Raw genomic sequence first — 26,456 nt, 5'->3', positions numbered from 1 at the left:
TCAGTCTCCCTTCGGTAGCTATCCTTCTAGCTTCACTTTATCATATTATTAGATGGAATGCAGGGTTAACCGCTTACGACCCCGGATAAAAAATTCCCCTTTGGCATACACTGTGGAAATGGGCAATTTCGGAAAAAATCTGTTACTATGGAAGAAGGAATGTACCGCTCGGAGGGTAGGAAAGCACACATGCTGAAACTGCAGATTCCCAAAAATCGAATGAACTACCTAATCAAGCAAATCCCGCTGCATTTCGACGCTGCCGTTCTGGAGCAAGGGTGGGAGTATTATCACAAAGGCCGTGTGGCCGATGTCGATCTGAAGGGCACCAGCATTCAATCGACTGTAGCGGGCAAGAGACTGCACCAGACGACGGTCAATCTGGAACATTTTCCGGACAGCTCGTGCAGCTGCTCGTATGACGGCTTCTGCCAACATATCGGCGCTACCTTCTTCAGCCTGTATGCCCCTTATGGTCGGCCTGAGCTTTTGCTGCAGCAGTTGAAACAACAAATACACGCACGGAAAAAGCCCTTGCGCGGCGCCGCTCCGGCACAGGAGCGCAAAGAAGCGGCCAAGGCGAATACGCCGGTCGAAGAGGCGATGCCTGCCGACTGGCACCGTTTCTTCGAAGGGCGGTTTCACGGGTTTTCGATTTCGCACCAGCATTCGATCGAAACCTTCTATGAGTCCGCCCTGGAGTCGCTGCCCGGCTTCGCCGCCGAATGGAGAAGCACGGTGCGCGGCATCTACATGCTTCACATCGTGCTGTTCATGATGCGCAAAATCGAACAATTTTATCAGGATACGAAGAGCTCCTACTTGTCTTATTATCATGAGAACGGGTGCAAAATCGCCGCCAAAAATTGCGAGGATAAGCTCGTTGCCTTCGTCGAGGACATGGATCTGAACGCCGCCTTCGAGGCGGAACCCAAGCATCTGCTGGCAACGCTCAGGATGCTCGGCGAATTCGCGCTGCAAGGCAAGGACAGTCCCATTGACTGGCTGTTCGTCTACCGGTTCATCTGGTGGAAGCTGGCCGGCCAGACCGCAGCGCAGCAGGAGGAGAGCGAGCGGCTAGACACTCTTCTGGCCAAGAAAGAGCAGGTATCCCGGAAGAAGGATACGCTGCTGACGGCCCGGGCGCATTTCCATATGATTCAGGGAGATCCCGAGAGCGCCTTCCAGCTGCTCAACCAGCTTGCCCACCCGCAAGCGAAGGATTATTTCTTATACCTGAATCATTACTACAACAACCGGGACTGGGATCTCATGCTGGTCTGGCTCCGCTGGTTATTCAAGTCCATTGCGCAGGCGAATCACGATGATTTCCGGACATTTTGCCAGTATTGGCTGGATACGACCAAGCATTTGGACTCCGACAGTGAATGGGTGCAGGTGATGGAGTCCCTGCTGCCCCGGTCTTACTACTATTACACGGCGTATTTGCTGCAGACGAAGAGGTACCGCCAATGGGTGGACTTGCAGCTGGCGAACCGCATTTCACCGCTGAATTTGTACGCCTTGGAGCTCAAGGCCATCGAAGAGCACGATGCGGCCCTGCTTCTTCCTCTGTATCACCAAGCCGCCGAACGGGCGGTTTTGGAGAAGAACCGTGCTTCCTATAAGACGGCGGTCCGGCTTCTGAAGAAGCTTCATGCCCTATACAAGCAATTAGGCCAGAACGATCGCTGGGAGCACTATGTGTATCGTTTGGCGGATAAATTCTCGCGCCTGCGTGCCTTCCAGGAAGAGCTGAAGAAAGGAAAATGGATTCGATGATCGAAACCAGCACGCTAACGGTACATGTAAGCTCCCTCCCCGCCGGTTCTCTGTTTCTGTGGGGTTCCCGTGCCAATGGGGGCATCTGGGATGCGCTCGATTTGAAAAATATGCTGTTCGCCTGGCATCGCGCCTCCTTCTACGGCACCTTCATGGAGCCGAGCGAATGGCAGAACCGCGAAGGCATCGAGCTGCAGCCGCTGGAGGCGCTCGACTATTTCAGCGATCCGCAGCCTGTCCAGCATCTGCAGCTTAACTGGCATCAGGACTGTGCGGATTTCATCCGCCTGGCCCCTGCGGTTCGCGAGGCGCTGGCCTCCGGCAGCTTCATGCCGGACTACGAGAAGTGGAAAGCCGGCGAAATCGGCTGGAAGCTGCAGCTGCCGGAAGAGCTGCAAGCGCTGGAGTCCCCCGCCGTCTCCCGCTGGATTCATGCGCTCATTCCCGAGTGGGTGGAGGCGGACGGCCTCATGAAGGATACGCTTCGCAAGCTCGAATCCGCATACCCGCTCATGCGCCGGGGCGAGCTCGCCGCCGATCTCTGGCTCGACGAGGAGGATTGGCTCGTCGCCATCGGCTGGCGCCAGGACCGGTCGCCGATGCGCACGTGCCTGCAGCTCGCGGAGCCCGATCTGGCGCACGGCGCAGGCTGGCAGCTGCGCGTGCTGCTGCAGGACCGGCTCGCGCCGGAGGTGCTGCGCACCGTGACGCCGGCCGGCGAGCCGGTGCCGGGCGAGCTGCCGCTGCCGGAGGCGTGGCAGGCCGAGCTGAGCCGCGTCACCCGCGACGCGGCCAAATGGGTCCGCATCCTGCCATGGCTGGATGCGGGGGAAGGCGTCCTCCGCCAGACGCTCACGGAGGAGGAGGCTTGGCGCTTCCTCGCAGAGGGAAGCGTGCGGCTTGTGGAGGCCGGGACGAGCGTATTCCTCCCGGCCTGGTGGGAGCGCATCCGCAAGATGAAGCCGAAGCTGCGCGCGAAGATCAAATCTTCCGTCGGTTCGGGACGGGAGACGATGTTCGGGCTGACCCAGCTGATGCAGTTCGACTGGAAGCTGGCTGTGGGGGATCTGGAGCTGACGGAAGAGGAGTTCCGTTTGCTGCTGGAAGAGAAACGCAAGCTGATCCAGATTCGCGGCAACTGGATTCAGCTCGACCCGCAATTCATGGCCCAGGTCGAACAGATTATGAAGCAGGTGCAGAAGAAGCAAGGCTTGTCCTTCCGCGACGTGCTGGAGCTGCACTTCGCCGGCGACGCCGGCGGGCTGCTGCCTGCGGAGGATGACCCCGATGCGATGCGCTACATCGAGATGGAGGTCGAGCTGAACGAGCAGCTGCGCCACATGGTCGATCAGCTGACGCAGACTGCAGCGATACCTACGGTGGAGCCGCCGGCGAGCTTCCATGGCTCGCTGCGCCACTATCAGGTGGACGGCATCTCATGGCTGCTCTTCCTGCGGCGCTTCGGCCTTGGCGGCTGTCTGGCCGACGATATGGGACTGGGGAAGACGATCCAGTGGATTACCTACTTGCTCACAGTCAAGGAGAACGAACAGCCGGAGGCTCCCTCCCTGCTGATCTGCCCGACCTCCGTGCTCGGGAACTGGCAGATGGAGCTGAAGCGTTTCGCCCCTTCGCTCAAGGTGCATTTGCATTACGGTCCGCAGCGGCTGAAAGGCCCGGCTTTTGAGGACGCCGTAAGTAAAGTCGATTTGGTGCTTACCTCTTATACACTTTCGCATCTGGACGAAACGGAACTGGGCAGTGTCGCCTGGAACTCCATCTGTCTGGACGAAGCGCAAAATATTAAGAACGCTTATACGAAGCAAGCCTCGGCAATCCGCCGGTTGAACGGCTATCATCGCATTGCCCTGACGGGTACCCCGATTGAGAACCGGCTCACGGAGCTGTGGTCGATCTTCGATTTCGTGAACCCGGGGTATTTGGGTACCGTGCGCGAATTTACGCACCGGTACGTGAATGCGATCGAGAAGACGCGCGACAGCGAGATGATCGGCAAGGTGCAGAAGCTGATTCGACCGTTCCTGCTGCGCCGCGAGAAGAAGGACCCTGCGATTCAGTTGGATTTGCCGGAGAAGAACGAGTCCAAAACGTTCATCTCGTTAACCGCCGAGCAGGGCTCGCTATACGAGAACTATATTCAAGACATGTTCGACCGGCTGGATAAGCTCTCGGCGATGGAGCGCCGCGGGCTCATCCTCGCCGCGCTGACGAAGCTCAAGCAGGTGTGCAACCACCCGGCCTTGCTGCTCAAGGAAGGGCTGTCCGCCCCTTGGAGCGGACGTTCGAACAAGCTGGAACGGTTGCTGGAGATGGTGCAGGAGCTGCGCCAGGAAGGGGACAAATGCTTGATTTTCACGCAGTTTGTGGAGACGGGCAACCTGCTGCAGCACGTGCTGCAGCAGGAGCTTGGCGAACCCGTATTGTTCCTGCACGGCGGCACATCCAAGGCCGGGCGCGATGAGATGATCGCGCATTTCCAAGACGCCAGCGTGCCGGCTGCGGAACAGCGCAATGTGTTTATTTTATCGCTGAAGGCCGGGGGCATCGGACTGAATCTGACGGCGGCGAATCATGTGTTCCATTATGATCGCTGGTGGAATCCCGCCGTCGAGAATCAGGCGACGGACCGGGCTTTCCGCATCGGGCAGACGCGCCATGTGCAGGTGCACAAGTTCGTCACGCTCGGCACGCTGGAGGAACGGATCGACGAGATGATCGAGCGCAAGCTCGGCCTAAGCCAGCAGATCGTCGGCTCCGGCGAGAACTGGATCACCGAGCTGTCGACCGACGAGCTGCGCGACTTGTTCTCGCTGCGCCGCGAGTGGGTCGAGGCTTAGACGGATGCTTGAACGGCGCCGCCGTACATGCCTTTCCGCGTGCCGGGCACGCGGGTTGCTCCGCCATACTCTGAAGACCTGCGTATTCTGCAGGTCTTTTCTTATATAAAAAACCTGCAGAGCGCACAGGAATTTACCCGGAATGGGCTGAATGGTCCCATTTCTACCGAATTTCCTGTCCGTCTTGCAGGTTATCCCGTCCCAAGCTCCCTCTAAATCAGCAAATCCAAAAACAAATAAAAGCCTTCCCCCAACGCACAAGAGTAGGTCTGAATCTGCTGCGACGTATCCAAGTCCGTATACACTTGGGATAGCATCCCTTGCTTCTGCAAGTTCATCATGAGAATGTTGGAGATGAAATAGGGACGCCACGTCCAATTGGCCCCCCGGTAGCTGACATCCTTGCTCCAGATCTCGGCTTTGCGGATGTAGTTGGAGGAGATTTGATAGCCGTCCTCCCGGCATATGTACATACGGATACAATTATCCGTCACGGATTGCAGGGTACGCTCAATAACCTGATCCGCATCTTCAGCCGTAGCAATGGAGACTGCTGTATGGATCAACGCATCCAAACGATGGTGAACGGCCAACAGACGGCTGTAGCGATCGAACTCCTCTTGGCCGAAGAGGCTCATTTCCTCCTTCAGCAGCGGCTTGAATGCATCCTTGTGCTGGAAGTAAGGCTCCGCCTTCGAGAATAAATACCCTTGCACATAACGGGCTCCGGTTTGCAGCGCATGGTGCAGCTCCTGCTTCGTTTCCACGCCTTCGACAAGCAAGGACGCGCCTATCTGCCCGGCCAGGATGGAAAAGGACTGCATCAACGCTTTGTATCCGGCATGAACGGCGCTTTTCTTCAACAGGTTAAGGTCGATTTTCAATATTTTCGGCTCGAGACTGGCGATGCGGTCGAAATTGCTAAACCCGCTTCCGACATCGTCAATCGCAACGGTACAACCGAATTCCCGGTACAATTCCACAATTTGCGTAAGCTCCTGCAGCTTCCCCGTGAATTCCTCCTCGGTAATTTCGATCACAATCTGTGCAGGATCGATGCGATATTTCCGCAGAAGTTCAAGGGTCGGCAGCACGCCTGTGCGCTTGTAAGTCCTATAGATCCACGAAGGCTTCAAGTTGATAAACAAGGCACTTGGGACGTTCGCAGCGTTAAGCTGTTCGATCGCCCGCTCTCTGAGGTGCCGGTCAACGAGCAGATGCATATCTTCGGGGATGTCCGGATCATTGAAGAAAGGTCCCAAACTTTCGATCTGCCCGTCCCTCATCCGCCTGCCCAACGTTTCGTAACCGATGATTTCCTGCGTCTGAAGCGAAAGGATAGGCTGAAAGAATGGACGGACTTCATGCCGCAGCGGAATCCTGCTGTCTTTAACCCTCACGGTCTGCGCCCCCTCAAAATTAGCCTCCATGTTCTCATACATAACACGGGAATAAGTATGAATAGTATTTTAAACGACATTGTAGGATCTTGCAATGAATTCATGACAGGAAACTTGACACGATTGTTTTTTGAAGGAATTTTGTTGGGCGTTGTCGAATTTTATGTAAATTCAATTTATTCTATGTAGAATTTAGGTGACCCATGGCCATAAAAGCATTCACGCGATCGCGAATATCCATGCTGTATGTCATTCTGATCGTCGCACTGCTCGCTACTGTCGGCATATCGAACTACATCGCGTCCCGCCATATGGAGCACGAAAACGACGCCATCGTGAACGATTCGATTCCGATCTCCAAGACGACGAACAGTTTGCTGACCGATCTGATCAATCAGGAAACGGGGATTCGCGGTTTTGAACTCACCGGCAACGACCAATATTTGGAACCTTATCTCACGGGCAAAAAGCAATTGGAAGCGGATCTCCAAGCTATCCGTGTATATGATGCCAAATACCCGACCCTGCAGCTGGTTATGGATACGCAGGCTATTCCGGCTATAACGAACTTGCAGCGGTTTTTCGATACGCAGCTGGAGCTGATCCGTGCAGGCAAAATCGAAGAAGCCCGAACCCGGGTCGCCTCCGGCAAAACGATGATGGACCGTTACCGGGTCATCCATACCAGTATTGAGAAGACCATTAATCAAATCACCTCGGACGCTTACAACGCTTCTTCGCGAGCGGGCAAAACCTCCCGGTTAATCACGCTGATTGGCGGAATCATCGCTTTGGCGGCAGGGGCCATGTCGCTCTTCATCTCCTTTCGGGCGATCCATGCGGAAGAGGAGCTTCGCAAGAGCGAGGAAACGTACCGCTACATGGCCGAGAGCCTGGAGACGCAGAACGAGGAAATCATTGCCCAGCAGGAAGAGCAGCAGATTACTTTAGCCAAGCTATCCGAACGGGAGCGCGACTTGGAATTGATCTCCTCCTATCAGGAGAAACTGACGGGCTATGTGGAGCTGAAGGATTTCCTCAAACACACGCTGCCTGCGCTCCTTAATTCTCTCATGCAGGATGCGGCGCTTGTCGTTATGAGAAGGGAGTCGGCGCATGGCGATACCTTCTATGAGGTGATTCATTCCATCGGCTACCCGAAAGAACATATTCGGGAGCACCAACCGGAATTATTCGGCCCGGCCAAGCGCGTTTTCGACGAAAACACGTCCATCATCCACACTCGTGATGTTGCCGGACACGAAAAGGGCATTCATAGCGGCATGACGCACGCCGTCGATCATTACGTGCCGCTCATAGACGACAAGCAAGAGGTCATCGGCTTCCTGCTGCTAACGAGCTATCAGAGCTCCGTATTCCACGACAACGATCAGCGCCTGACCAAGGGCTTGGTCCATCAGTTCGGCTTAGCGTTCTACGCTCAAGTTATGAATGACGAGCGAGTGAAGCAAGCGGCTCACTTGGCCGAGTTGAACGATGAACTGATCGCCGAGAAGCAGCTGATCGAAGGCCAACGCGACCTGATTCAAAATATTTTGGAATCGGCGCATGAAGGTATGATGATGTGCGACTCCGAGGGCATCATCCTCTTCTCGAATCACCGGATGAGCCGTTACTTCGGCTTGGATGCGCATATCGGCGACAATTTGGCGGAACGCTGTCACGCGATCGCCAGAGAAACGCCGAGCTTCATAAGCGCAGCGTCCTCCATAGAAGCGTTAATTAACGGCACGCATAATCATTTGACACAGCGCTTCGGCTTCCTCCTCGACGATCAGCCGCAGCATGCGGAACTCTATGCGACCGTCGTCAGCGAAGATACGGAGCAGAAAGGCTATTTATTCGTATTCCGTGACCGGACCGAAGAAGAGCGCGTCGACGAGATGAAGAACGAATTCATTTCGATTGTTTCCCACGAGCTGCGCACTCCGCTGGCCAGCGTACTTGGCTTCATTGAAATTCTGCTGCACCGGGAGCTCCCGCAGGATAAGCAGAAGAAATACATGGAAACGATCTATAAAGAAGCGCATCGCTTATCGAATTTGATCAACGATTTCCTCGACCTGCAGCGGATGGAGTCCGGCCGGCAGTTATACCACTTCTCGCCGATCAACCTGCTGCCAACCGTGCAGGATATCGTGGACCAGTGGCAGGACAAGCAAAATCATAGCATCGTCGTACACTATCAAGAGCCCGAATTATGGATAAGAGCTGACGCAGACCGCATCCGTCAAGTGCTGCACAACCTGATCTCCAACGCGATCAAATATTCACCGGGCACAGACCGCGTCGACATCTACCTGTCGCAAGCGAATGGCCGCATTATCGCCGATGTGCAGGATTACGGTCTTGGCATTCCCGAGGAAGCTCATGACCAAATGTTCTCGAAGTTTTTCCGAGTCGACAACTCCGACCGCCGCCAAATCGGGGGTACCGGCCTCGGGCTCGCCATTGTGAAGGAAATTGTCGAAGGGCACAACGGACACATATCCTATCAATCGCAAATGGGCGTTGGCACCACCTTCCGCATCGAATTCGACCAGTACAAGCTTTCCTCGATGGACGGCAAAATTGTCATTTTCGAAGATGACGACGATCTGGCCAAGCTGATTCAAATTGCGTTGAACAAGCTCGATCTGCCATCCATTCAGCTTCGCTCCGCCGAAGAGGGCATTATTGCATTGAGCCGCTGCAAAGGCGAGCCGGTCCTGTTCATCGTCGACATTTTGCTCGAAGGCGTCAAGACGGGCTGGGACTTCATCGCCGACTTGTCCAGGCATCCGATGTACTACCAGACGCCGGTCATCGTCTCGACAGCGCTCGACCAGCCGCATGATTTCCATGAAAGGGATATTCAGAAGTATCTCAAAAAGCCGTTCACCATGGAACGCCTCGTTCAAGTGGCTAAGAATCTGGTTGATAACAAGAAGAACAATGCCTATGTTTTCCCGGCCCAAGACAAGGATTCGCTCTCTGACACGCTGCAGCGCAACGGCATCGATGTGGTGGAGATGAAAGAGAATCAGGATATGATCGAGGTCGAGATCAAAAGGCCGAATGCAGGCGCATAATGCAGCCTTCTCTCCTTCCCATGACTTGTGGAGGGAGAGATTTTTTTATTGTAAACCGCAGGGATTTCCTTGCCCGGCAGCCAATATACTAGAGAAAAACCATTTCATATGTTAGAGAGGGTGACCCCGGTGGCAAAGCTTGAATCCGCTTCCAACCCGATACCTGCACGCCGAATGTGGACCTTGTTCTTCTCCTTGCCGATCTTCGCATGGGCGATGTACGACTTCGCGAATACAATTTTCTCCTCCAATATCGTGACTGTCTTTTATCCTTTTTATTTAAAAGAAACCCTCGGAAAAAGCGAAGAGCTCAATCAGATCGCCAGCACCTTCATCACTTATTCCAATGCGGTCTCCAGCTTCTTTCTCGTCCTTCTCTCTCCCCTGTTCGGGGTGTGGATCGACCGTACAGGACGGAAGAAAGCCTACCTCGTCCCCTTCACCTTGGTGGCGATCCTGTCCACGCTGCTCATGGGCGCTTCGGCGCTGTGGGATACGGATAAGCAATGGCTCGGGCTTAACGCCTCGCTGCTGGGCGTCATTTTCTTCTTCATGGTCGCCAAATTCTTTTACAATTCCAGCTTGGTCTTCTACGATTCCATGATCTCGGATCTGGGCAGCGCACGCGAAATTCCGATTATTTCCGGGATCGGCGTAGCCGTCGGCTACGTTGGCACATTAGTCGGTCTGATTGTATATCCTTTAATTAATGGCAATCATTTCGAGAATACATTCATTCCCAGCGCGCTGATGTTCCTGTTGTTCTCTCTGCCTATCCTGTTCCTCTACAAGGAAAAACCGGCGAAGCCCGTTAGCGGGAAGAAATCCCTGTGGAGCGGTTACCGGGAGATATGGGATACGTTCAAGGAAGCGCGCAAGTACCGCCCGGCCTTCCTGTTCATGATCGCCTACTTTTTCTTCAATGACGCTATCGCTACTGCCATTGCGGTTATGGCGGTCTACGCGAATACGGTGATGGGCTTCACGACAGGGCAATTCATTCTCCTGTACCTTGTCTCAACGGTATCGAGCATCATTGGCTCCTTCATCTTCGGCTATGTGGCCCGAAACATCGGCGCTAAGCATGCCGTGACCATCGTTGCCTGTATCCTTATCTTGGCAATTGCCACCGCATCGCTTACGACCAGCCAAAGCTTGTTCTGGGTTGCCGGCTCCCTGTACGGCGTCTCCATGGGTGCGATGTGGGTCACATCCCGGACTCTGATCGTCCAATTGACGCCCGAGGAGAAACGCGGCCAATTTTTCGGTTTATTCGCTTTCTCCGGCAAAGTCTCCTCTATTGTCGGGCCTGCGCTGTACGGATCGATTACTTTGGCGCTCGCTTCCGCCGGCAACACGGCCAGCCGCGTCGCGCTGGGCTCCCTGCTGCTGCTCGTCGTCGTCGGATTGATCGTGCATATGCGGGTGCCGCAGAAATTGCAATCAGCTTCCTAGTTCGTGTACAATAATTTTTAATCATAAGCGAAAGGTGTGAGAAGGATGAAGAGAGTTCGGATCGGCCAGACCGGGAAGAAGCGTCTTTTCCTATTTCTCATTCACATGAAACACTAAAGCATTCATTGCTTTAGTGTTTTTTTTCGCACATATACACACACTCATTCTTTCAGGGACCGTCAAACTTTGTGAAAACCGAGAGGAGAGATCGATATGCGATATAAACGGGTACTCATTAAATTAAGCGGCGGTGCCGTAGCCGGGGAAAGCGAGTTCGGGTTCGACCCCAAGCAGTTGGATCATATTGCGAACGAAATCATGACCGTCGTAGCGTTGGGGGTCGAAGTGTGCCTAGTTATCGGCGGAGGCAATATTTTCCGCGGGAATATGGGGGAAAGCTGGGGCATCGAGAAAGCCGAAGCCGATAATATCGGGACGCTCGCTACGGTGATTAACAGCTTAATGCTGCGCGGCGTGCTGAAAGCGAAGACGGATGCGGAGGTGCGCGTCATGACCGCCATTCCGATCGCCTCGGTAGCGGAGCCTTTCATTCGGCTGCGGGCCATTCATCATCTGGAGAAAGGCTATATCGTCATTTTCGCCGGCGGCAACGGGCAGCCTTTCGTCACGACCGATTATCCGTCGGTCCAGCGCGCAATTGAAGTGAACTGCGAAGCGATTCTCGTTGCCAAGCAAGGGGTTGACGGCGTGTTCGACAAGGACCCCAAACACCACGAAGAGGCGATGCAGTACAAATCGCTTCACTATAACGACGTGATCCGGAACAATTTGAAGGTGATGGATCAGTCCGCCTTTATTTTGGCCCGGGATTATCAAATTCCGATTCACGTTTTCAATTTCGACAAGCCCGGCTCCATGAAGGACATCTGCGCAGGGCATAATACGGGCACGATTATCAGCTCCTCATCCAATCTCGTGTATCATTAAGCCCAGCCAATAAAGAGGCTGCCGCTGGCAGCCTCTCTCCTATGAGCTATTGCTTCATCAGTTTGCGAATCTCGGCAACCGGAACCTCAATGGTCTCGGCCACTTTTTCCGGGGAGAAGCCTTTTTGCAGAAATTTGCGTATGACTTCTTCCTTGCCTTTTTCAATCCCTTTCTCGATACCTTTCTCTAATCCCTCTTCCATTCCTTCCTCATACCCCCACCGTTTCCAAGCGGGCATGAAATCCATAATCGCTTCACCTTCCTCCGGATATTGTTCGCTTAGTTCTTTCAGTATCGCTTCTTCCTCTTCTTCATTATTGGGTTTGTAAATATAAATCAGTATTATATGCCATTTTGGCCAGCAACGCAGCAGCGACCGGATTATCGGATTCGATAAATGTCCGCCAAGGCTTGCTCCGCAGTTCAACTTTGAGAAACTGAAACCGTAAAATATCGTGCTCCGGAATCGCCATCGCTAAGAAGTCAGGCTCTAGTCCAGCAGCTGATCCAAGCGGGGGAAGAACAATTCGATAAACTCTTTGAAGAATGATTCCAGAAGCTTCTTAAAAGCCTCATCGTGGGGTACCGCCGCCCTTTTGTCCGGGCCGGATATTTCAACTTCCTCCATCATTTCATCCTCTCTATGTTAAAATTTGTGTGTTACACCTATAAGTATACAACAAAAAAACCAGCCTGAGGGCTAGTTTATCTGCACGGGTAACCCGCGATTAAATCATCATCACATAGTAATCGTTCGCATTCTTCGTTCTGAAACCGCAGGATTCGTACAAGCCCAAAGCCCGTTCATTCTCGACGGCAACCTCCAGCCGGATGTCGCCCGCTCCCTTCTGCTGCTTGAGCTTATCGATGGTTTGGCTTAAAATCTGGCGTCCGTACCCTTTGCCGCGATGTTCCGGCAGCACGCAGAAGCCGTAGATGAAGCCGCCGCCATCCGTTCCTACCATAGCGCCTGTCTTACCGATCGGCTCTCTCTGGTCACCGAGCTCGGCTATCCATGTCCGCTCCTTCTCGCCGTTCATCGTTTGCGTCACATAACTTCTCGCCTCGTCCTCCGGCATGGAGAAGCCTGTCACATTCAGCTTCACGAGCAGCTCCGTATCCTGGGCACCGGCCGGGCGAATCGATATCGACTCGGCATCCAACGTCTTGGCAGCATCCTCCTGCAGCTCCATGACGTATTCCGAGAAGCTGTATACCGCCCCAAGCTGCAGTAAGAAAGCTTTGCCGCTTGCCGATCCCCGCTCATTGATGAAAATCACTTTCGGCACTTCCCTGCGCTTGCATTCGTTCAGAGCGGTTTGCACCAACTGGCCGAATATCCCCTGATTGCGCGCCTCCGGATGCACCATCCCGCTGATTTCCACCTCCGTAGACAGAAAGCTGTATATCGCCAAGAAACCGACAACCCGGTCATCCTGATAAAATAAAAAGTCATTCGTCACACCGGCCGGGCGGTCCGCAAGGGTGCTCCAGTTCAGCTTGATGTCAATATGGTCATGGCGGTTGCAAGTTTCCCAGAGCTTGCGAACGTCCTCCAGCTCCTGCGGCGACAGTCCTGCGCGTGATACAATTCCCTGTTTCACAATGTTGTCCTCCATATGATATAAAAGTAATTGCCTGAATTCGATTATACCTGCACAAGCTAAGACCTGGTTAGTTAATAAATCATTTTACATAAAGTTTCGTCAGTCTTTGAACGATTATTAGCATCCGGTCGTACTATTTAGGAATTCACACAGAGAGGGTGTCCGCCTTATTGTGGAAGAGCACGAATCGATTCGTCTGGCTATGCGGGGAGATCGCACCGCTCTGTCCCGGCTGCTGCAGCAGCATTATGACTTCGTTTACAAGTATTTGCTGAAAATAACGCTGAATCCGACCCGGGCGGAAGACCTCACGCAGGATACGATGATCCGCTGTATCGAGAAAATAAAACTGTATAACGGCACCTCCAAATTCTCCTCCTGGCTTATCACAATGGCTACGCGGCTGATGATCGACCAGAGCAGGCGCAGCAAGCGCGAGAAGCTGTGGCAGGAAGAGCAGCAAGCGCTGTCCCTGCGCCAGGTGCAGTGGCAAGCCGCAAGCCGGAACGAGGCGTGGCCCGATGTGCTGAACGCCTTGGCCGAGCTGCCCCAGGACAGCCGGATTCCAGTCATTCTCAAGCATTATTATGGCTACACGTATGAGGAAATCGGCGAGATGCTCGACATTGCGGAGGGCACCGCCAAATCGCGCGTGCATCACGCCTTGAAACAATTGCGAAAGGAGCTGACGTAGATGGACGACAAACACATAATGCCGCATAAGAGCGGCCAGAACTTGGACATGGACGACCGTCTTGACAAGGAGGCCGTTCAGCGGCTCCAAGAAGGACTTGACGCACTGGATCATCTGTTTCCAGCCCATCAGCCTCATGCCGCATGGTTTGACGAGCAGATTGCAGCAACACAGTCGAAGCAGCGTTCACAGCTGCTTGGCGATCTGCTCAAGCTGTGGGTCGCTGCGCTCGTGCTGCTTGCTCTGCTGTTCCTGACCGCAGCCTCGCTGCCGGCAGCCTTCCTTACCATTCAGCTGCTCGCAGTAGTCGTGCCCGTCGCATGGCTGATCCTCCGAAAGCGGGTGAGCTCGCATGAAGCATGAAGAATGGGATAAGCTGCCCCTATGGGCTTGGATCGGCATCGCCCTGATTCTGCTCACGCAGAGCACCTGGCTGTTCCTCGATGCGCGCAGGCGCGGCGCCCGCTATCCGTGGTTTTGGGGCATCTGGGGCATCCTTCAAGCGCCGACGCCGCTGATCGTTTATTTATTTGCGGTGCGGAAGATTCACCGCTGGTTCAAGCGCACGGGACGATGAGGAACCTTCGCCAATAACGATGCAAAGCCAGCCCCTACAACGGAGCTGGCTTTTATCATAGCGCATGACGGGCATATTCTTCGGGTGTCTGGCCGATGATGGATTTGAAATCTTTGATGAAATGCGATTGGTCATGATAGCCTAGATCCGTCGAAAGCTGAGCCCAGTTCGGCTTCTCCCTCGTATCGCTCGTCTCGGCTGCATTCTGAATGCGAGCCAGCTTAATGACCCACTTGGGGCTGACCCCCACATAGTGATCGAATAGACGCTGCAGCGTCCTTTTATTCACTTGGAAGCGATCGCACAGCGTGTCCACCTTGGTGACATCGGGCTCTTGATTAATATAATCAATCACCTCGTTGATGAACGCCACCTGCACATCCCGCTCGGGAAGCTTCGGACGAATTACACGCTCCACCAGTGCAGCCATCCGCCTCTCGTCCTCTTGAGCGAAAACCTTCTCCTCCAGCGCAAACGGATCTGCACCGAATACCTCTTGCACGCTCAGCGGGCTGAGCTGCATACCGGAAACCGGCCGCTTCACGAACGGATAGAAACCGCCAGGCTTGAATTTGACGCCAATTACACACCCTTGTCCCTGCAGGACATGTCCGTACTTCTCTTTGCCCGGGCCGTAAATGGCGGATCGCCCTGGCTCCACGATCATATTGACGCAGGGGTTGGGAATCACATGTTGCGTATAGGGGTCTTCGCCTCTTAAATCCCAACGCACAATCCAGAAGTGGCGAATAAAATAAGCCAAATCGTCCGCGGGCTCCAGCCGGGAAAGCTGGAATTTGCGCACGCCTTGCTGCAGATTCATAATCCCAAGACTGGGCTTAATGAGATCCGACATAGTGCCATCCCTCCTTGTCGCGTTTTTACAATACAGGGGAACATACAATCCTATATGATAAGTACATTACCTCCATTACCTCATGAAGGAGTGACTTTCAGTTGGAACTGAGATATGAATTTTATATTGGCGCAACATGCAAAGAAGTATGGGATATTCTAATAACACCGGAGGGAACACGGAAAACTCTCTTCGGCAGCGTACTGGAGTCGACCTTCGAGATCGGTTCCGATTACCGCTATGTAGGGCCTGGCAATGACGGCGACGAAACCGTCCATGTCTACGGCAAGGTTCTGGCCTATGAGCCTGAGAAGCTGCTGTCCTGTACGGAGCACGCGGGTCCGTCCTACAATCCGAATCATGCGGATTTCCAGTCCCGGATCACCTTTACGCTCGAGACTGTCGGAACCTGCACGAAGATGACGCTCGTGAACGATGAATGGACGCCGAATCACCCAAGCTTCGAAAGTACGAAAGCAAGCTGGTGGATGATTCTGAGCAATATTAAGACGCTTGCGGAGACAGGGAAGACGTTAGACTTCGGTTGGTAAAAGGGGCAGTCCTTCGGTCAGCAGATCTGACTCGAAGGACTGTCCTTTCGCTATTATAACGGCAATAGAGCGAGCGAAGCTTTTCCTTCCAGCCCCTCCACCATCGCGTGCCAAGCCTGCGGCTTGTTCTCCAATACGGAATAATAGCGCTTCAGGAATTTCACGACAAGCGCCGCATCCAGCTCGGTCATCTCCTCATCGGTCGGCAGGAAACAAAGATCGAGCTCTTCGACCGCTTCGCCGTTGTTCTCCCAGGACGGGTGCACATACGGGAAGTCGATCCGCTTATAGCCCAAATGCGACAAGACCTCGCGCCGCACGTAAGGATCCATCGTTTTCACGCCGCCAAATTCATGGCCCTCGATCCGGTATGGATCATAGATTTCGGCGAACATGCCCACCATCCGCTTGCCGGATTCGGCAGCCAGCGCCTCCAGATCGCTCCAGCGCTTGCGCGCCAGGAAACGGCCGATCCCAAGCCCGGCTTGGCCGATGATCGTGAAATCCGTCATCGCGACCTGGAAATCGTCATAGTACCGATACTCCGTCGTGCCGACGACCTTCCCTTCGTGCACCGCAACGAACACCCGGATGCCGGGGTCTTCCAGCGGTTCTTTCCACAGGCTGAATTCCAGCACCTCTTCGGGCGGAAAAACTTCCTTCATCAAATTGTGCATCTCGCGAAATAAAGGGTTATCGATACTTGTTATCCGTATGTAGTCCATTGACGTGCTCAATCTCCTTCGATTTCAAATTTTCAATTTCAAAAACAGACGATCACTGCCGAAAAGGGTTTCGCCACTCCATCAGCAGCGCATAGTTCAGCGACTCCGCATCCTCCAAATAATCAGGTACCACCCGGACCGGCGTGCGGCCGCAGCGCAGGAGGAACGTAATGACTGGGTCCTTATACACCCCAGCTATGACAGCGTCGGCGTAGTCTTCCGCACTCATCGCCGCGGCATACCGGTGATATCCCGGCATCCGTCCGCCGCCGAGCAGCCTGCGCAGCCCCAGATGAACGACTACTTCGTACATGGACTGCATCATCCATTTCCCAAGACCGAATTTGCGGTACGCGGGCATGACACCAATATCGACGATATATAGCGTGTCCCCGTCCGGGCGGTGCGTGCGGATATAGCCGTCATCGGTCAGCGCCGACCAGCTGTGGTCGGCCGCATGCTCCTCATGGTAATCGACCAGCAGCCCTGTCAGCGAGCCGACGATCTGCCCCCCGACCTCCACGCAAAGCGCACCTTGGTGGAATCGGGTAATATGCTCCGTCAGCTGCTCCTCGTTCCACCACAGCTCGGACGGAAAGGGAGGGGGAAAGCTTTCCTGCTGCACCCGAATCAGCGCCTCGAAATCCGTTCGGCCGTAATGCCGGATGACCGCCTCGACCGGCCTGCTGCCGTCGAAAACGTACAGCTTTTTATAATACAGATTAGCGTCTTTCTCACCTGCTCCTGCATCCATCGCAAGACTCCTCCTTCTGACCCACTCACAGCCTGCCTACCTGCCTATGCCCAGTCGGTGTATAGGTCCGTTCTGCGGTCGCGCCATGTCGTTACGGAGCCTCTCTCGCGGACAACGGTCAACAGGTCCAAATCCAAATCGGCCGTGACCACCATATCATTATTGATCTCGCCTTCGACCAGAATGCCCCGCGGCGGGAAAGGCACATCATTCGGGGTAATGACAGCGGCTTGTCCGAAATTCGCCCGCATGAAATCGACCGTCGGCAGCGCACCGACCGTGCCCGTCGTGACGACATAAATCTGGTTCTCAATCGTCCTCGCATGGCAAGTGTAACGAACCCTGTGGAAGCCGTGGCGATCGTCCGTGCAGGACGGTGCGAACAGCACGTCGGCCCCGCGCGCGCGGGCCATGCGGACAATTTCCGGGAATTCGACGTCGTAGCAGACGAGGATCGCAATGCGCCCTTTGTCCGTGTCGAACACCTGCAGCGAGTCCCCTGCCCCCATGTTCCATTCCTTCACCTCAGTCGGGGTGATATGCAGCTTCTTCTGCTCCGCGATGCGCCCGTCGGGATAAAAGAGGAAGGCCGTGTTATACAGCTTCCCCTCTTCGGAAGTAATGTGCGTACCGCCGATAATATGCATGCCGGACTGCTTCGCCAGCCCCTGGAACAGCTCCCGGTATTGCTCCGTGAACGCAGGCAGCGCCTCGATCGGCAGCGCCTGGCCCTGCTCATCGCCAATCGACATCAGCTGTGTCGTGAACAGCTCCGGGAACAGCACGAAGTCCGCCTCAAACTCCTGAGCCACTTTCACATAATGCTCTACCTGCGCCGCAAACTCATGAAAACTATGGATGGTATGTAAATGGTACTGAACCGCCGAAACGCGCATTTTCATCTCTTCATTCTCCTTCACTTGTGAACTTGTCACCGCCTTCCCGCTTAGGGCTGTAAGCGGATAAGTATTCTCCCGCGGACTTTCCCTGCCAGAACTTCCTGTGCTGCTCCGACAGCCTCGTCTAAGCCCACTTCCTTATAGACCATCCGCTCCAGCATAGCCGGTTTCAGACCGCCAGCTAGACGCTGCCAGATCGGTCCGCGAATTTCAGCCGGACAATAAGCCGAGTCGATACCTAATAAATTCACGCCGCGCAATATAAAAGGGTATACCGTGGCGCTGAAGTCGCCGCCTCCCGTTAACCCGCTGAGGGCAACGGAGCCGCCGTATTTCATCCGGCTCAGCACATAAGCCAGCGATTCGCCGCCGACGGGGTCGACACAGCCGGCCCAATATTCCTTGCCGATCGGCTTAACTACGGAAGGCGACAGCTCTTCGCGCGGCACGACCCGCTTCGCCCCCAGATCCAGCAAGTACGCGTGATCGGCCGCCTTCCCAGTGCTTGCCTCCACCTCGTAGCCAAGCGCAGCCAGCATCGATACGCTGTTGCTGCCCACACCGCCGGTCGCTCCGCGAACGAGCACAGGTCCCTTCTCCTTGCTCAGCCCGTTCTCTTCCATGCGATGGATGGAGAGCGCAGCCGTAAAGCCTGCCGTTCCGAGGATCATCGCCTCCCGATGAGACAGGCCCTGCGGCAGAGGGACCACCCAATCGGCCGGAACGCGCGCATACTCGCTGAACCCGCCGAAGTGCCCCGTACCTAGCTCATAGCTGGTCACCAGCACCTCATCGCCCTCGCGGTAGCGCGGATCCGCCGAAGCGGCGACCGTCCCCGCCAGGTCAATGCCCGGCACCATCGGGTAGGTGCGTATGACGCGTCCGTTCGGACTGCAGGCCAGCGCATCTTTATAATTAATTCCTGAATATCGTACACGTATCGTCACTTCACCCTGCGGCAAATCCTCCATCCGCAGTTGTTTCACTTCGGCAGCAAACCGCTCCTCTGCCCGTTCCACCATCAATGCCTTAAAGCTGTCCATCCGGCTTAGCCTCCCTGTTCATGAAGGATTGCATCAAGTGACTTGATTTTCCAACTTCCACCTAATTTAGTTTACTAGAATCGGGGTCGGGATTCAAAGGTGCGATTCGTTTAAATCCAAAAAAGCCCCCGGCCCAAACCCGGACCGGGAGCTCCTTACTATTGCTGCTGCGCAAAGCCCGCAGCCGCCAAAAACCGTCCGAACGCCGCTTGACCGGCTTCGTCGCGTTTGAACACGCCGGCGTCGAGCAGCACGTCCATGAACTTGCTGCCGACCTCCGCCTGCAGTACCGCCTTGGCGGCGTCCGCCGTCAGCGAGGCGCCATACTGCGCGAGCATCGCCTCGATCCACGCCGCATGCTTATGCAGCGGATGCGCGGCATTGCTCTGAATCGCGCTGCCGTAATCGGCTGCGCCGGTGAGGATCTGCGCGATATCCGCCAGCTCCTCTTGCAGTCGGCCTGGCAGCACCGCCAGCCCCATAACCTCAATCAAGCCGATGTTCTCCTTCTTGATGTGGTGCAAGTGCTGATGCGGATGGAAGATGCCATCCGGGTGCTCTTCCGAGGTGCGGTTGTTCCGCAGCACCAGATCCAGCTCGTATTCGCCCCGCGCGTTATTGCGGGCGATTGGAGTGATCGTGTTATGCGGAACAGACTGTCCATCCTTCTCGCTGAAGGCGAGGATGTCCGCTTCCGCATCGCTGTACGCGCGCCAGTCGTCAAGCAGCTTGCTGGCCAGCTTGTAGATCGACTGCTTGCTGTGCCCGCTCAAGCGGATAACCGACATCGGCCACTTCACGATGGCAGCCTTCACGCCGGCATAATCCGCGTGTGTGAAGGTTTGCTCGCTCGGCGCCTTCTCCATCGGGAACTGATGGCGGCCGCCTTGGAAATGATCGTGATTCAGGATGGAGCCGCCTACGATCGGCAGATCCGCGTTGGAACCGATAAAGTAATGCGGGAACTGGTCGATGAAATCCAGCAGCCGGTAGAACGTGTTCGCTGTCGTTTTCATCGGGATATGCTTCTCATGGAAAATGATGCTGTGCTCGTTGTAATACACGTACGGCGAGTACTGGAAGTACCACTTCTCATTGTCGAGCTCCAGCGGGATAATCCGCAGGTTCTGCCTTGCCGGGTGATTCACCCGGCCTGCGTAGCCCAAGTTGTCCGCGCAGAGCAGACAAGCCGGGTAGCTGCTTTGGGGCAGCGTCTTGAGCAGGGCGATTTCCTTCGGATCCTTCTCCGGCTTGGACAGGTTCACCGTAATTTCGAGTTCGCCGTAAGCGGTACCCGCTAACCAGTACTCGTTCTTCTGAATACGATCCATTCGAATGTAATTGGAATCGATCGATTGTTTATAGAAGTAATCCGTCGCCGCCTCGACGCTGACCGTCTTGGCGGTATGCCAGAATTGATTGACGACTTCGGAAGGGCGCGGCATGAGCATCCCCATGATGCGGGCGTCCAGCAGATCGCGGTACGTCGTCGTGTTCTCTTCCAGCAGCCCTGCTTCGAAGGCAGCGTCGAGCAGTTCTTCCAGCAGCGCCACAGGGCTGCTTAGCCGCTCCTCCGGCACTTCCCCGGCATAAGGCTCTGCCAGTCTGAATAGATCGAGCAACGCATTGCGTGAAGTATAGACATCCAGCCCTTGAATCAACTCATTCTGGATCGCGAATTGAAGAAGTCTTTCGATCGTCAGCGCCGTCTGCGCTGGCGCTTTCACTGTCCGTTCCATGTGTCACTTTCCTTTCCTAAACCGGGCTATTCCGCATAACCATTCGGGTTATTCTGGTGCCACTGCCATGCGCTTGCGATGATCTCCTCCAAGGAATCGCGGGTCGGCTTCCAGCCAAGCTCCGCTCTCGCCCGCTCGGAAGAGGCAATCAGCGTAGCCGGATCGCCTGCCCGGCGCGGCTCAACGACGGCCGGAATCGGATGTCCCGTCACCTTGCGGGCGATGTCGATCACTTGCTTCACCGAGAAGCCGGTGCCATTACCGAGATTGTAAATGCTGCTGGGAGCTCCGCCGCGCAGCTTCTCCACCGCAAGCACGTGTGCGCTGGCCAAGTCGCTGACGTGAATATAGTCGCGCACACAGGTGCCGTCTTCCGTCGCGTAGTCATCGCCGTAGATAGAGATGTGAGCTCTTTGGCCCAACGCGACTTGCAAAATGATCGGAATAAGGTGCGTTTCCGGACTGTGATCTTCGCCGATTTTTCCGCCCGCATGCGCGCCGGCCGCATTAAAGTAACGAAGGGAGACATATTTGATGTCATGGGCCGTGTCGAACCATTTCATCATTTTCTCCATCGCCAGCTTCGTCTCGCCATACGTGTTCGTCGGCAGCGTGCGGTCGCTCTCGAGGATCGGAATATTCTCAGGCTCGCCGTACGTGGCGGCCGTCGAGGAGAAGACGATATTCTTCACGCCGTATTGATTCATTTTCTCCAGCAGGCACAACGTACCATACACATTGTTATGATAGTATTTACCCGGGTTCGTCATACTTTCACCGACTAACGAATTCGCGGCGAAATGGATGATCGCGTCGATGCTATTCTCTGTAAACACGCGGTCTAGAAATTCACCGTCACGCAGATCGCCGACATACAGCTTGCCGCCAAGAACGGCCTCCTTGTGCCCCTGCTGCAGATTATCGACAATTACGACTTCTTCTCCTTTATCCAACAGCTCAGCTACTGCATGCGAACCGATATACCCCGCTCCACCTGTGACTAGAATCGCCATTTACAACGCCTCCCCAATTTGTTCGACACCATTGCCAATATCGCAAACGTAGAAGCTCGGCGTCAAACCTGTAATTTCCGTATATTCCTTGCCGACTTGCTCGATAAATGTTTGAACGCTGTCTTCGTGAACCAACGAAACCGTACATCCGCCGAAGCCTGCACCTGTCATGCGAGCTCCGAGCACACCCGGAACCTTCAGCGCAGCCGCAACCATCGTATCCAGCTCCAAGCCGGTGACTTCATAAAGATCGCGCAGAGAATCATGCGAACCGATCATCAGCTTGCCGAAGGATTCGAGATCGTTCTTCTCCAGCACCTCGATCGATTTGAGCACACGATCGATTTCTTCGACAACGTGCTGCGCTCTGCGGCGAACCGTCTCGTCGGGGATCAGGTGCTTGTATTCGTTGAACTGTGCAAGGTTCAGTTGTCCCAGCAGGGTGATAGACGGGAACTGCTTCTGCAGATAAGCGACCGCCTGCTCGCATTGGCTTCTTCTCTCATTATAAGCGGAGTCCACAAGACCTCTGCGTTTGTTCGTGTTGCCGATCACCAGCTTGTAGCTGCCGCTCTGGAACGGCACGTGGCGGTATTCCAGCGTGTCGCACATCAGCAGGATCGCATGATCCTTCTTGCCGTTCGCTACAGCGAATTGGTCCATGATCCCGCAGTTGACGCCAACGAACTGGTTCTCTGTTTTTTGCGCCAACAGGGCTATTTTGACCGTATCAACCGGGTACTTCTCCAGCGTTTCCAAGGCGAAGGCTGTAACAACCTCGATTGAAGCCGAGGAGGACAGGCCGGCGCCGTTCGGGATTTCACCGTGGAACAACAGATCGTAGCCTTTCGTTACCGGAAAGCCCTCTTGAGCCAAGTGGACGAAGATGCCTTTCGGATAGTTGATCCAGTCATCTTCTTCCCGATAAGCGAAATCGTCTATGGAAATTTGTTTGCGAAGTGCCAGATTGGTCGATGCAAATTGGACAACGCGGTCTTGTCTCGGACGAATGAGCAGGGTCGTTCCGAACGTTAACGCCGCCGGAAACACATAGCCGCCATTATAATCCGTGTGCTCGCCGATCAGATTGACCCGGCCCGGAGCATGAAACGCTGAAATTGCCGCCCCGGAATCTCCGTAAATTTCAATAAACGTGTCTTTTAATGCTTGCAAATCTGCCATTCGGGCACCGCCTTTAGTATTTAATAGGATTGCTGCAGGAGCAAGTTTGTAACTTCAGTATAAGAGAAACTGCAGCTATTGGCTATGGAGGCATGTAATTTCCACATGGATAAATGTGATTTCACACATGGTCCCTGTACGCCAAATATGGTACATTGAAAGGAAACCGAGGACCTCGCGATAGGAGTTGTGAGAAGCCATGCCTAACAAGGAAAGCTATTATGTCGTTTCCAATCCGCTGCCGCCCGGGGAAGGCGCTTTGACCGTCCTTTTTGCCGGAGAAAGCCAAACGAAGCCCGTCCACCGTCTGGGACCCAAAGTGTATGACTACTACCTGATCCATTATGTCATCTCGGGAAGAGGCGTCTTCTCCTCGCGGGGGGAGGAGTACGAGCTTGGTCCCGGGGACAGCTTCGTGATCGAGCCCGAGCAGCTGATCAGTTATGTATCGGACGAGCACGACCCGTGGCACTACTGCTGGATTGCCTTTACAGGCGAGCAAGCGTCCGAGCTGATCGCATCGGCAGGCATCAATCCCCTGCGGCCTATCATTCATAACACCCGCAATCGGCATATCCCCGTTATTTTCCGGCACATTCAGCGGGCGCTGCGCACTAGGCATACGAATGCGCAACTTAAGTCGATAGGTTACTTATACCAACTGCTAGGCGAATATTGTGAGGCTTTATCGGCCTCAACTGCCGCAGGATTTGTTGCTGAAGCCGAAAGCGACCGCGTTGTCCAACAAGCAATCCACTATCTCTCCACCCAGTACGCCGAACCGATCACCATCGAGATGATGGCCGAGAGCTTGGGCTATAACCGCGCCTACCTGTCCCGTCTCTTCAAACGGCATACGAAGGTGACCCCGGTGACGTTCCTGCTGAAGCTGCGGGTCGATAAAGCGCGCCAGCTGCTGCGCGAGCGGCTGGAATTGACGATTGAACAAATTTCATCGTCTGTCGGTTTTTATGATCCGCTATATTTCTCCAAACAATTCCGCCGCTTATACGGCGTCTCACCAAGCGAATATCGCAATCAAATCAAATCGCTGTAAGAACGGCAAAAAGAGCTGCTTCAGGATTGTCTTTTTCCTGGGCAGCCCTTTCCTTTATTTCAGTTTAAACCGGCTGATCTGTTCTTGAAGGTCCACAGCCATGACGCTGAGCGACTCCGAAGATGCGGAAATCTCCTCCATCGACTGCAATTGCCCGCTTGAAAGCTTCGCTATCTCCTGCAGCTCCTGCAGCGCTTGCTTCACGACGCCTGCCGTTTCTTGCGCAGAGGCCGCCACTTCCTCCGTCCCTGCCGATATTTCCTCGGAGGCTGCCGACACCTCCTGAATCTCATCATTGACACTGCGAACCGATGTCAGAATGGATTGGAACACTCCGCCCGCCGTCCGCACCAGCTCCGCACCCTTCTCCACTTCGTCCAGTCCGGCGCGCATGGAGCCGGATGCTTCCTTGGTCGCCGCAATCGTCTCGCTAATAATTGCGGTGATGTTCACCGTCGCTGCGCTGGTCTGCTCCGCCAGCTTCTTCACCTCGTTGGCGACGACGGCGAAGCCGCGGCCATGCTCTCCAGCCCGTGCCGCTTCGATGGAAGCGTTCAAGGCCAGCAGGTTCGTTTGCCCGGCAATCCCCGCAATGAAGCTGGCAATTTGGCGAATTTGCTCGGATTTCTCCTCCAGGCCGAGCACCAAGGCTGCCGTATGCTCGACGACATGGCTGACCTCCTGCATTTGAACGATAGCCTGCTGAATGTCCCCGTTGCCTCTGTCTGCTTGCTGCACAACACCTTGCACCGTTTCCGACACGCCGGTTGAAGATTCCGCTATTTTTTGCACGCCGGACGACATTTCAACCATCGCCGTCGAAATTTGTTCGGAAGCCTGATAATTCGCTTCCGAGCCTCCGACTACTTGCTTGACGGCAAGCGTGATATGCTCGGAGGATTTCGTCGACTCGTTCGCGATCGCCGTCAGCTCTTCGGAAGACGCCGCGGTATGGGCGACGGCATCCGATATTTTCCCGATGATTTGCGAGAACGAGTCGAGCATGACATTAATATTTTTGCGCATGGAAGCCAGCTCGTCTTCTCCGTGAACCGTCAATCGCCCGGACAAATCACCTCCCCCTACTTGCTGCATCAGCGAAGAGATCGTTGTAATCGGACGGACGACCGCTCTAGCGACGACGATGGCAAGTACAGTAACGAGAATGGCGGAAATCACCAGCATGATGAGCGCATTGTTCTGAAGCTGATCCACTTTCTGATACACTTCGGACTGCTCGCCTGTCAGAACGAGCTTCCACCCTGTAGCGCCAATCGTCTGATAGGCTGCGGACTTTAAGGTGCCGTCCGGCTCCTTGTACAAAATGTATCCGTTTGCCTCCTTAAGAACGGTGTTTTTGTATAGCTCCATTTTCTCAGATGTAGAGGACTCCTCCAGCTTTTGGCCTGATTTCGTAGGGTGTACGAGATAAGTACCGCCAGCCGATAACAGATAACCATAACCCGTTTCGCCGAACTTGGTGTGATTGATGATCGACAAGATCTGCTCAGGCAGGAGGAACGATTGGATGACGCCGCGGAATTCACCCTTAATATCAACGATCGGCAAATCGATAATAATGATGTTTTTTCCGCTGCTGGCCTCCGTAACAATTTCGGAAACCGCCAGCTTCTTATCGGTGGCAGCCTTCTTGAAATTGTCGAATTTCGATGCGTCCACCTTGCCTCCGCCAGTGTCCGTCGATTGGCCCTGCGGGTCCACGTACGCCATTTTGTAAATCTCCGGATCGCTCTCCGCCATCACCTTCAAGATCGGCATAATCGTACTTGATTTGGCATTGACGAAGTCAGGATGCGCTTTGGCCACAGACTGCAGCGAAGTAATTTTCCCATTCAGCCATGCATTCACCTCATTGGCCGTTAAATCGGCGATGTGGATCTGCTGTTCTTTTGTTTCCGTTTCCACCATTTTCGAGGATTGGTTCGTAAGAATCTGCATAGAGACCAGCAGTGGAATCAGCGAGACAGTGAGGAGCAGCAGCAGCATTTTGACCCTAAGCGACTTCGCTCCCGTTAACGTTTTGAATATAGACATCTATAACTTTCTCCCCTTTTCATCTATTTCTATGCCGCAGCATGAGATAACTGAAGCAGTATTTTCGTCATCGTTCGACACAATTCCTCTTTTATTCGACATTCCGGGAACTTAGGTGGTTTTGTGAGAAATCTCGTGCTATACGCGTACATAACAAAGAGACCACATC

General features: G+C 54.5%; 23 protein-coding genes and 1 pseudogene. 10 read left to right on the top strand and 14 right to left on the bottom strand.

Going from position 1 to position 26,456, the window contains the following annotated elements:
• The first annotated feature begins 219 nt into the window (after positions 1–219).
• Complete coding sequence (locus J2X61_RS32185) at positions 220–1,782, top strand: SWIM zinc finger family protein (RefSeq protein WP_310194053.1); 1,563 nt, start codon at positions 220–222, stop codon at positions 1,780–1,782.
• On the top strand, positions 1,779–4,640 hold the full coding sequence (locus J2X61_RS32180) for a DEAD/DEAH box helicase (protein ID WP_310194051.1): 2,862 nt from the start codon (positions 1,779–1,781) through the stop codon (positions 4,638–4,640). Before J2X61_RS32185 ends, J2X61_RS32180 begins: the two co-directional genes overlap by 4 nt.
• Before the next feature lie 212 nt (positions 4,641–4,852).
• Here J2X61_RS32180 and J2X61_RS32175 read toward each other — a convergent pair whose 3' ends face one another.
• A complete protein-coding gene (locus tag J2X61_RS32175) occupies positions 4,853–6,040 on the bottom strand; it encodes an EAL domain-containing protein (protein WP_274471733.1) in 1,188 nt (395 codons plus the stop codon).
• Positions 6,041–6,279: 239 nt separating this feature from the next.
• Here J2X61_RS32175 and J2X61_RS32170 point away from each other — a divergent pair, with 239 nt between their 5' ends.
• From J2X61_RS32170 to pyrH, 3 genes are all read left to right on the top strand, one after another.
• Complete coding sequence (locus tag J2X61_RS32170; RefSeq protein ID WP_310194047.1) at positions 6,280–9,132, top strand: ATP-binding protein; 2,853 nt, start codon at positions 6,280–6,282, stop codon at positions 9,130–9,132.
• Between the two features lie 174 nt (positions 9,133–9,306).
• Positions 9,307–10,587, top strand: coding sequence for an MFS transporter (locus J2X61_RS32165; RefSeq protein WP_310194113.1), 1,281 nt, complete (start codon positions 9,307–9,309; stop codon positions 10,585–10,587).
• 213 nt (positions 10,588–10,800) lie between these two features.
• The gene (gene pyrH, locus J2X61_RS32160; protein WP_310194045.1) at positions 10,801–11,535 is read left to right on the top strand and encodes a UMP kinase; all 735 of its coding nucleotides are present in this window, start codon (positions 10,801–10,803) and stop codon (positions 11,533–11,535) included.
• Between the two features lie 46 nt (positions 11,536–11,581).
• On the opposite strand, the gene J2X61_RS32155 is transcribed toward pyrH, so the two are convergent.
• From J2X61_RS32155 to J2X61_RS32145, 3 genes are all read right to left on the bottom strand, one after another.
• Entirely contained in the window at positions 11,582–11,782 is a 201-nt protein-coding gene (locus tag J2X61_RS32155; protein ID WP_310194042.1) for a hypothetical protein, read from the bottom strand.
• 243 nt (positions 11,783–12,025) lie between these two features.
• Positions 12,026–12,163, bottom strand: a complete 138-nt coding sequence (locus J2X61_RS32150) for a hypothetical protein (protein WP_310194040.1) — start codon at positions 12,161–12,163, stop codon at positions 12,026–12,028.
• Positions 12,164–12,263: 100 nt separating this feature from the next.
• The gene (locus J2X61_RS32145) at positions 12,264–13,139 is read right to left on the bottom strand and encodes a GNAT family N-acetyltransferase (RefSeq protein ID WP_310194037.1); all 876 of its coding nucleotides are present in this window, start codon (positions 13,137–13,139) and stop codon (positions 12,264–12,266) included.
• Between the two features lie 175 nt (positions 13,140–13,314).
• Here J2X61_RS32145 and sigY point away from each other — a divergent pair, with 175 nt between their 5' ends.
• The 3 genes from sigY to J2X61_RS32130 are packed head-to-tail and all read left to right on the top strand — an operon-like array spanning position 13,315 to position 14,413.
• A complete protein-coding gene (gene sigY, locus J2X61_RS32140) occupies positions 13,315–13,836 on the top strand; it encodes an RNA polymerase sigma factor SigY (protein WP_274471738.1) in 522 nt (173 codons plus the stop codon).
• Entirely contained in the window at positions 13,837–14,199 is a 363-nt protein-coding gene (locus J2X61_RS32135) for a DUF5345 family protein (protein ID WP_274471739.1), read from the top strand. It begins immediately after the preceding gene.
• Positions 14,189–14,413, top strand: a complete 225-nt coding sequence (locus J2X61_RS32130; RefSeq protein WP_310194033.1) for a sigmaY antisigma factor component — start codon at positions 14,189–14,191, stop codon at positions 14,411–14,413. The genes J2X61_RS32135 and J2X61_RS32130 overlap by 11 nt, the downstream gene beginning before the upstream one ends.
• 55 nt (positions 14,414–14,468) lie before the next feature.
• On the opposite strand, the gene J2X61_RS32125 is transcribed toward J2X61_RS32130, so the two are convergent.
• Positions 14,469–15,269, bottom strand: a complete 801-nt coding sequence (locus tag J2X61_RS32125) for a helix-turn-helix domain-containing protein (RefSeq protein ID WP_274471741.1) — start codon at positions 15,267–15,269, stop codon at positions 14,469–14,471.
• Positions 15,270–15,370: 101 nt separating this feature from the next.
• Here J2X61_RS32125 and J2X61_RS32120 point away from each other — a divergent pair, with 101 nt between their 5' ends.
• A complete protein-coding gene (locus J2X61_RS32120) occupies positions 15,371–15,820 on the top strand; it encodes an SRPBCC domain-containing protein (protein ID WP_274471742.1) in 450 nt (149 codons plus the stop codon).
• 53 nt (positions 15,821–15,873) lie between these two features.
• Here the strand turns inward: J2X61_RS32120 and J2X61_RS32115 are convergent, their stop codons facing one another.
• The 7 genes from J2X61_RS32115 to J2X61_RS32085 form a co-directional block, all read right to left on the bottom strand.
• Positions 15,874–16,545 carry a GNAT family N-acetyltransferase gene (locus J2X61_RS32115; RefSeq protein ID WP_274471743.1) on the bottom strand — a complete coding sequence of 224 codons (672 nt, stop codon included), beginning with the start codon at positions 16,543–16,545 and terminating at the stop codon, positions 15,874–15,876.
• A 52-nt stretch (positions 16,546–16,597) separates the two neighbouring features.
• Positions 16,598–17,266 carry a GNAT family N-acetyltransferase gene (locus tag J2X61_RS32110; protein ID WP_310194110.1) on the bottom strand — a complete coding sequence of 223 codons (669 nt, stop codon included), beginning with the start codon at positions 17,264–17,266 and terminating at the stop codon, positions 16,598–16,600.
• A 77-nt stretch (positions 17,267–17,343) separates the two neighbouring features.
• On the bottom strand, positions 17,344–18,201 hold the full coding sequence (locus tag J2X61_RS32105) for a carbon-nitrogen hydrolase family protein (RefSeq protein ID WP_274471744.1): 858 nt from the start codon (positions 18,199–18,201) through the stop codon (positions 17,344–17,346).
• A gap of 44 nt (positions 18,202–18,245) precedes the next feature.
• The gene (locus J2X61_RS32100) at positions 18,246–19,241 is read right to left on the bottom strand and encodes an acrylyl-CoA reductase family protein (protein WP_310194030.1); all 996 of its coding nucleotides are present in this window, start codon (positions 19,239–19,241) and stop codon (positions 18,246–18,248) included.
• Between the two features lie 158 nt (positions 19,242–19,399).
• Positions 19,400–20,980: a UDP-glucose--hexose-1-phosphate uridylyltransferase gene (locus J2X61_RS32095; protein WP_310194027.1), complete on the bottom strand. Its 1,581-nt coding sequence runs from the start codon at positions 20,978–20,980 to the stop codon at positions 19,400–19,402.
• 26 nt (positions 20,981–21,006) lie between these two features.
• Positions 21,007–21,993 carry a UDP-glucose 4-epimerase GalE gene (gene galE, locus J2X61_RS32090; protein ID WP_310194025.1) on the bottom strand — a complete coding sequence of 329 codons (987 nt, stop codon included), beginning with the start codon at positions 21,991–21,993 and terminating at the stop codon, positions 21,007–21,009.
• Entirely contained in the window at positions 21,994–23,175 is a 1,182-nt protein-coding gene (locus tag J2X61_RS32085) for a galactokinase (protein ID WP_274471748.1), read from the bottom strand. It lies immediately after the preceding gene.
• A 199-nt stretch (positions 23,176–23,374) separates the two neighbouring features.
• Here J2X61_RS32085 and J2X61_RS32080 point away from each other — a divergent pair, with 199 nt between their 5' ends.
• Positions 23,375–24,232: an AraC family transcriptional regulator gene (locus J2X61_RS32080; RefSeq protein WP_274471749.1), complete on the top strand. Its 858-nt coding sequence runs from the start codon at positions 23,375–23,377 to the stop codon at positions 24,230–24,232.
• Positions 24,233–24,286: 54 nt separating this feature from the next.
• On the opposite strand, the gene J2X61_RS36535 is transcribed toward J2X61_RS32080, so the two are convergent.
• The gene (locus tag J2X61_RS36535) at positions 24,287–25,237 is read right to left on the bottom strand and encodes a methyl-accepting chemotaxis protein (RefSeq protein WP_396135528.1); all 951 of its coding nucleotides are present in this window, start codon (positions 25,235–25,237) and stop codon (positions 24,287–24,289) included.
• Positions 25,238–26,161: pseudogene (locus J2X61_RS36530) on the bottom strand (cache domain-containing protein); the annotation flags it as partial.
• Positions 26,162–26,456: the final 295 nt, after the last annotated feature.

The sequence above is a fragment of the Bacillus sp. 3255 genome, assembly GCF_031456485.1.
In the GTDB taxonomy this organism is placed as follows: domain Bacteria; phylum Bacillota; class Bacilli; order Paenibacillales; family NBRC-103111; genus Paenibacillus_E.
Note: the sequence above shows the minus strand (reverse complement) of the source record. Positions and strands in the feature narration are given on the sequence as shown.

Excerpts from the sequence above, each read along its gene's own strand:
- J2X61_RS32185 (WP_310194053.1), top strand. The coding sequence starts at position 220 with ATGAACTACCTAATCAAGCAAATCCCGCTGCATTTCGACGCTGCCGTT.
- J2X61_RS32180 (WP_310194051.1), top strand. The coding sequence starts at position 1,779 with ATGATCGAAACCAGCACGCTAACGGTACATGTAAGCTCCCTCCCCGCC.
- J2X61_RS32170 (WP_310194047.1), top strand. The coding sequence starts at position 6,280 with ATGCTGTATGTCATTCTGATCGTCGCACTGCTCGCTACTGTCGGCATA.
- J2X61_RS32165 (WP_310194113.1), top strand. The coding sequence starts at position 9,307 with ATGTGGACCTTGTTCTTCTCCTTGCCGATCTTCGCATGGGCGATGTAC.
- pyrH (WP_310194045.1), top strand. The coding sequence starts at position 10,801 with ATGCGATATAAACGGGTACTCATTAAATTAAGCGGCGGTGCCGTAGCC.
- J2X61_RS32155 (WP_310194042.1), bottom strand. The coding sequence starts at position 11,782 with ATGGATTTCATGCCCGCTTGGAAACGGTGGGGGTATGAGGAAGGAATG.
- J2X61_RS32150 (WP_310194040.1), bottom strand. The coding sequence starts at position 12,163 with ATGGAGGAAGTTGAAATATCCGGCCCGGACAAAAGGGCGGCGGTACCC.
- J2X61_RS32135 (WP_274471739.1), top strand. The coding sequence starts at position 13,837 with ATGGACGACAAACACATAATGCCGCATAAGAGCGGCCAGAACTTGGAC.
- J2X61_RS32130 (WP_310194033.1), top strand. The coding sequence starts at position 14,189 with ATGAAGCATGAAGAATGGGATAAGCTGCCCCTATGGGCTTGGATCGGC.
- J2X61_RS32125 (WP_274471741.1), bottom strand. The coding sequence starts at position 15,269 with ATGTCGGATCTCATTAAGCCCAGTCTTGGGATTATGAATCTGCAGCAA.
- J2X61_RS32115 (WP_274471743.1), bottom strand. The coding sequence starts at position 16,545 with ATGGACTACATACGGATAACAAGTATCGATAACCCTTTATTTCGCGAG.
- J2X61_RS32105 (WP_274471744.1), bottom strand. The coding sequence starts at position 18,201 with ATGAAAATGCGCGTTTCGGCGGTTCAGTACCATTTACATACCATCCAT.
- J2X61_RS32100 (WP_310194030.1), bottom strand. The coding sequence starts at position 19,241 with ATGGACAGCTTTAAGGCATTGATGGTGGAACGGGCAGAGGAGCGGTTT.
- J2X61_RS32095 (WP_310194027.1), bottom strand. The coding sequence starts at position 20,980 with ATGGAACGGACAGTGAAAGCGCCAGCGCAGACGGCGCTGACGATCGAA.
- galE (WP_310194025.1), bottom strand. The coding sequence starts at position 21,993 with ATGGCGATTCTAGTCACAGGTGGAGCGGGGTATATCGGTTCGCATGCA.
- J2X61_RS32085 (WP_274471748.1), bottom strand. The coding sequence starts at position 23,175 with ATGGCAGATTTGCAAGCATTAAAAGACACGTTTATTGAAATTTACGGA.
- J2X61_RS32080 (WP_274471749.1), top strand. The coding sequence starts at position 23,375 with ATGCCTAACAAGGAAAGCTATTATGTCGTTTCCAATCCGCTGCCGCCC.
- J2X61_RS36535 (WP_396135528.1), bottom strand. The coding sequence starts at position 25,237 with ATGCTCGACTCGTTCTCGCAAATCATCGGGAAAATATCGGATGCCGTC.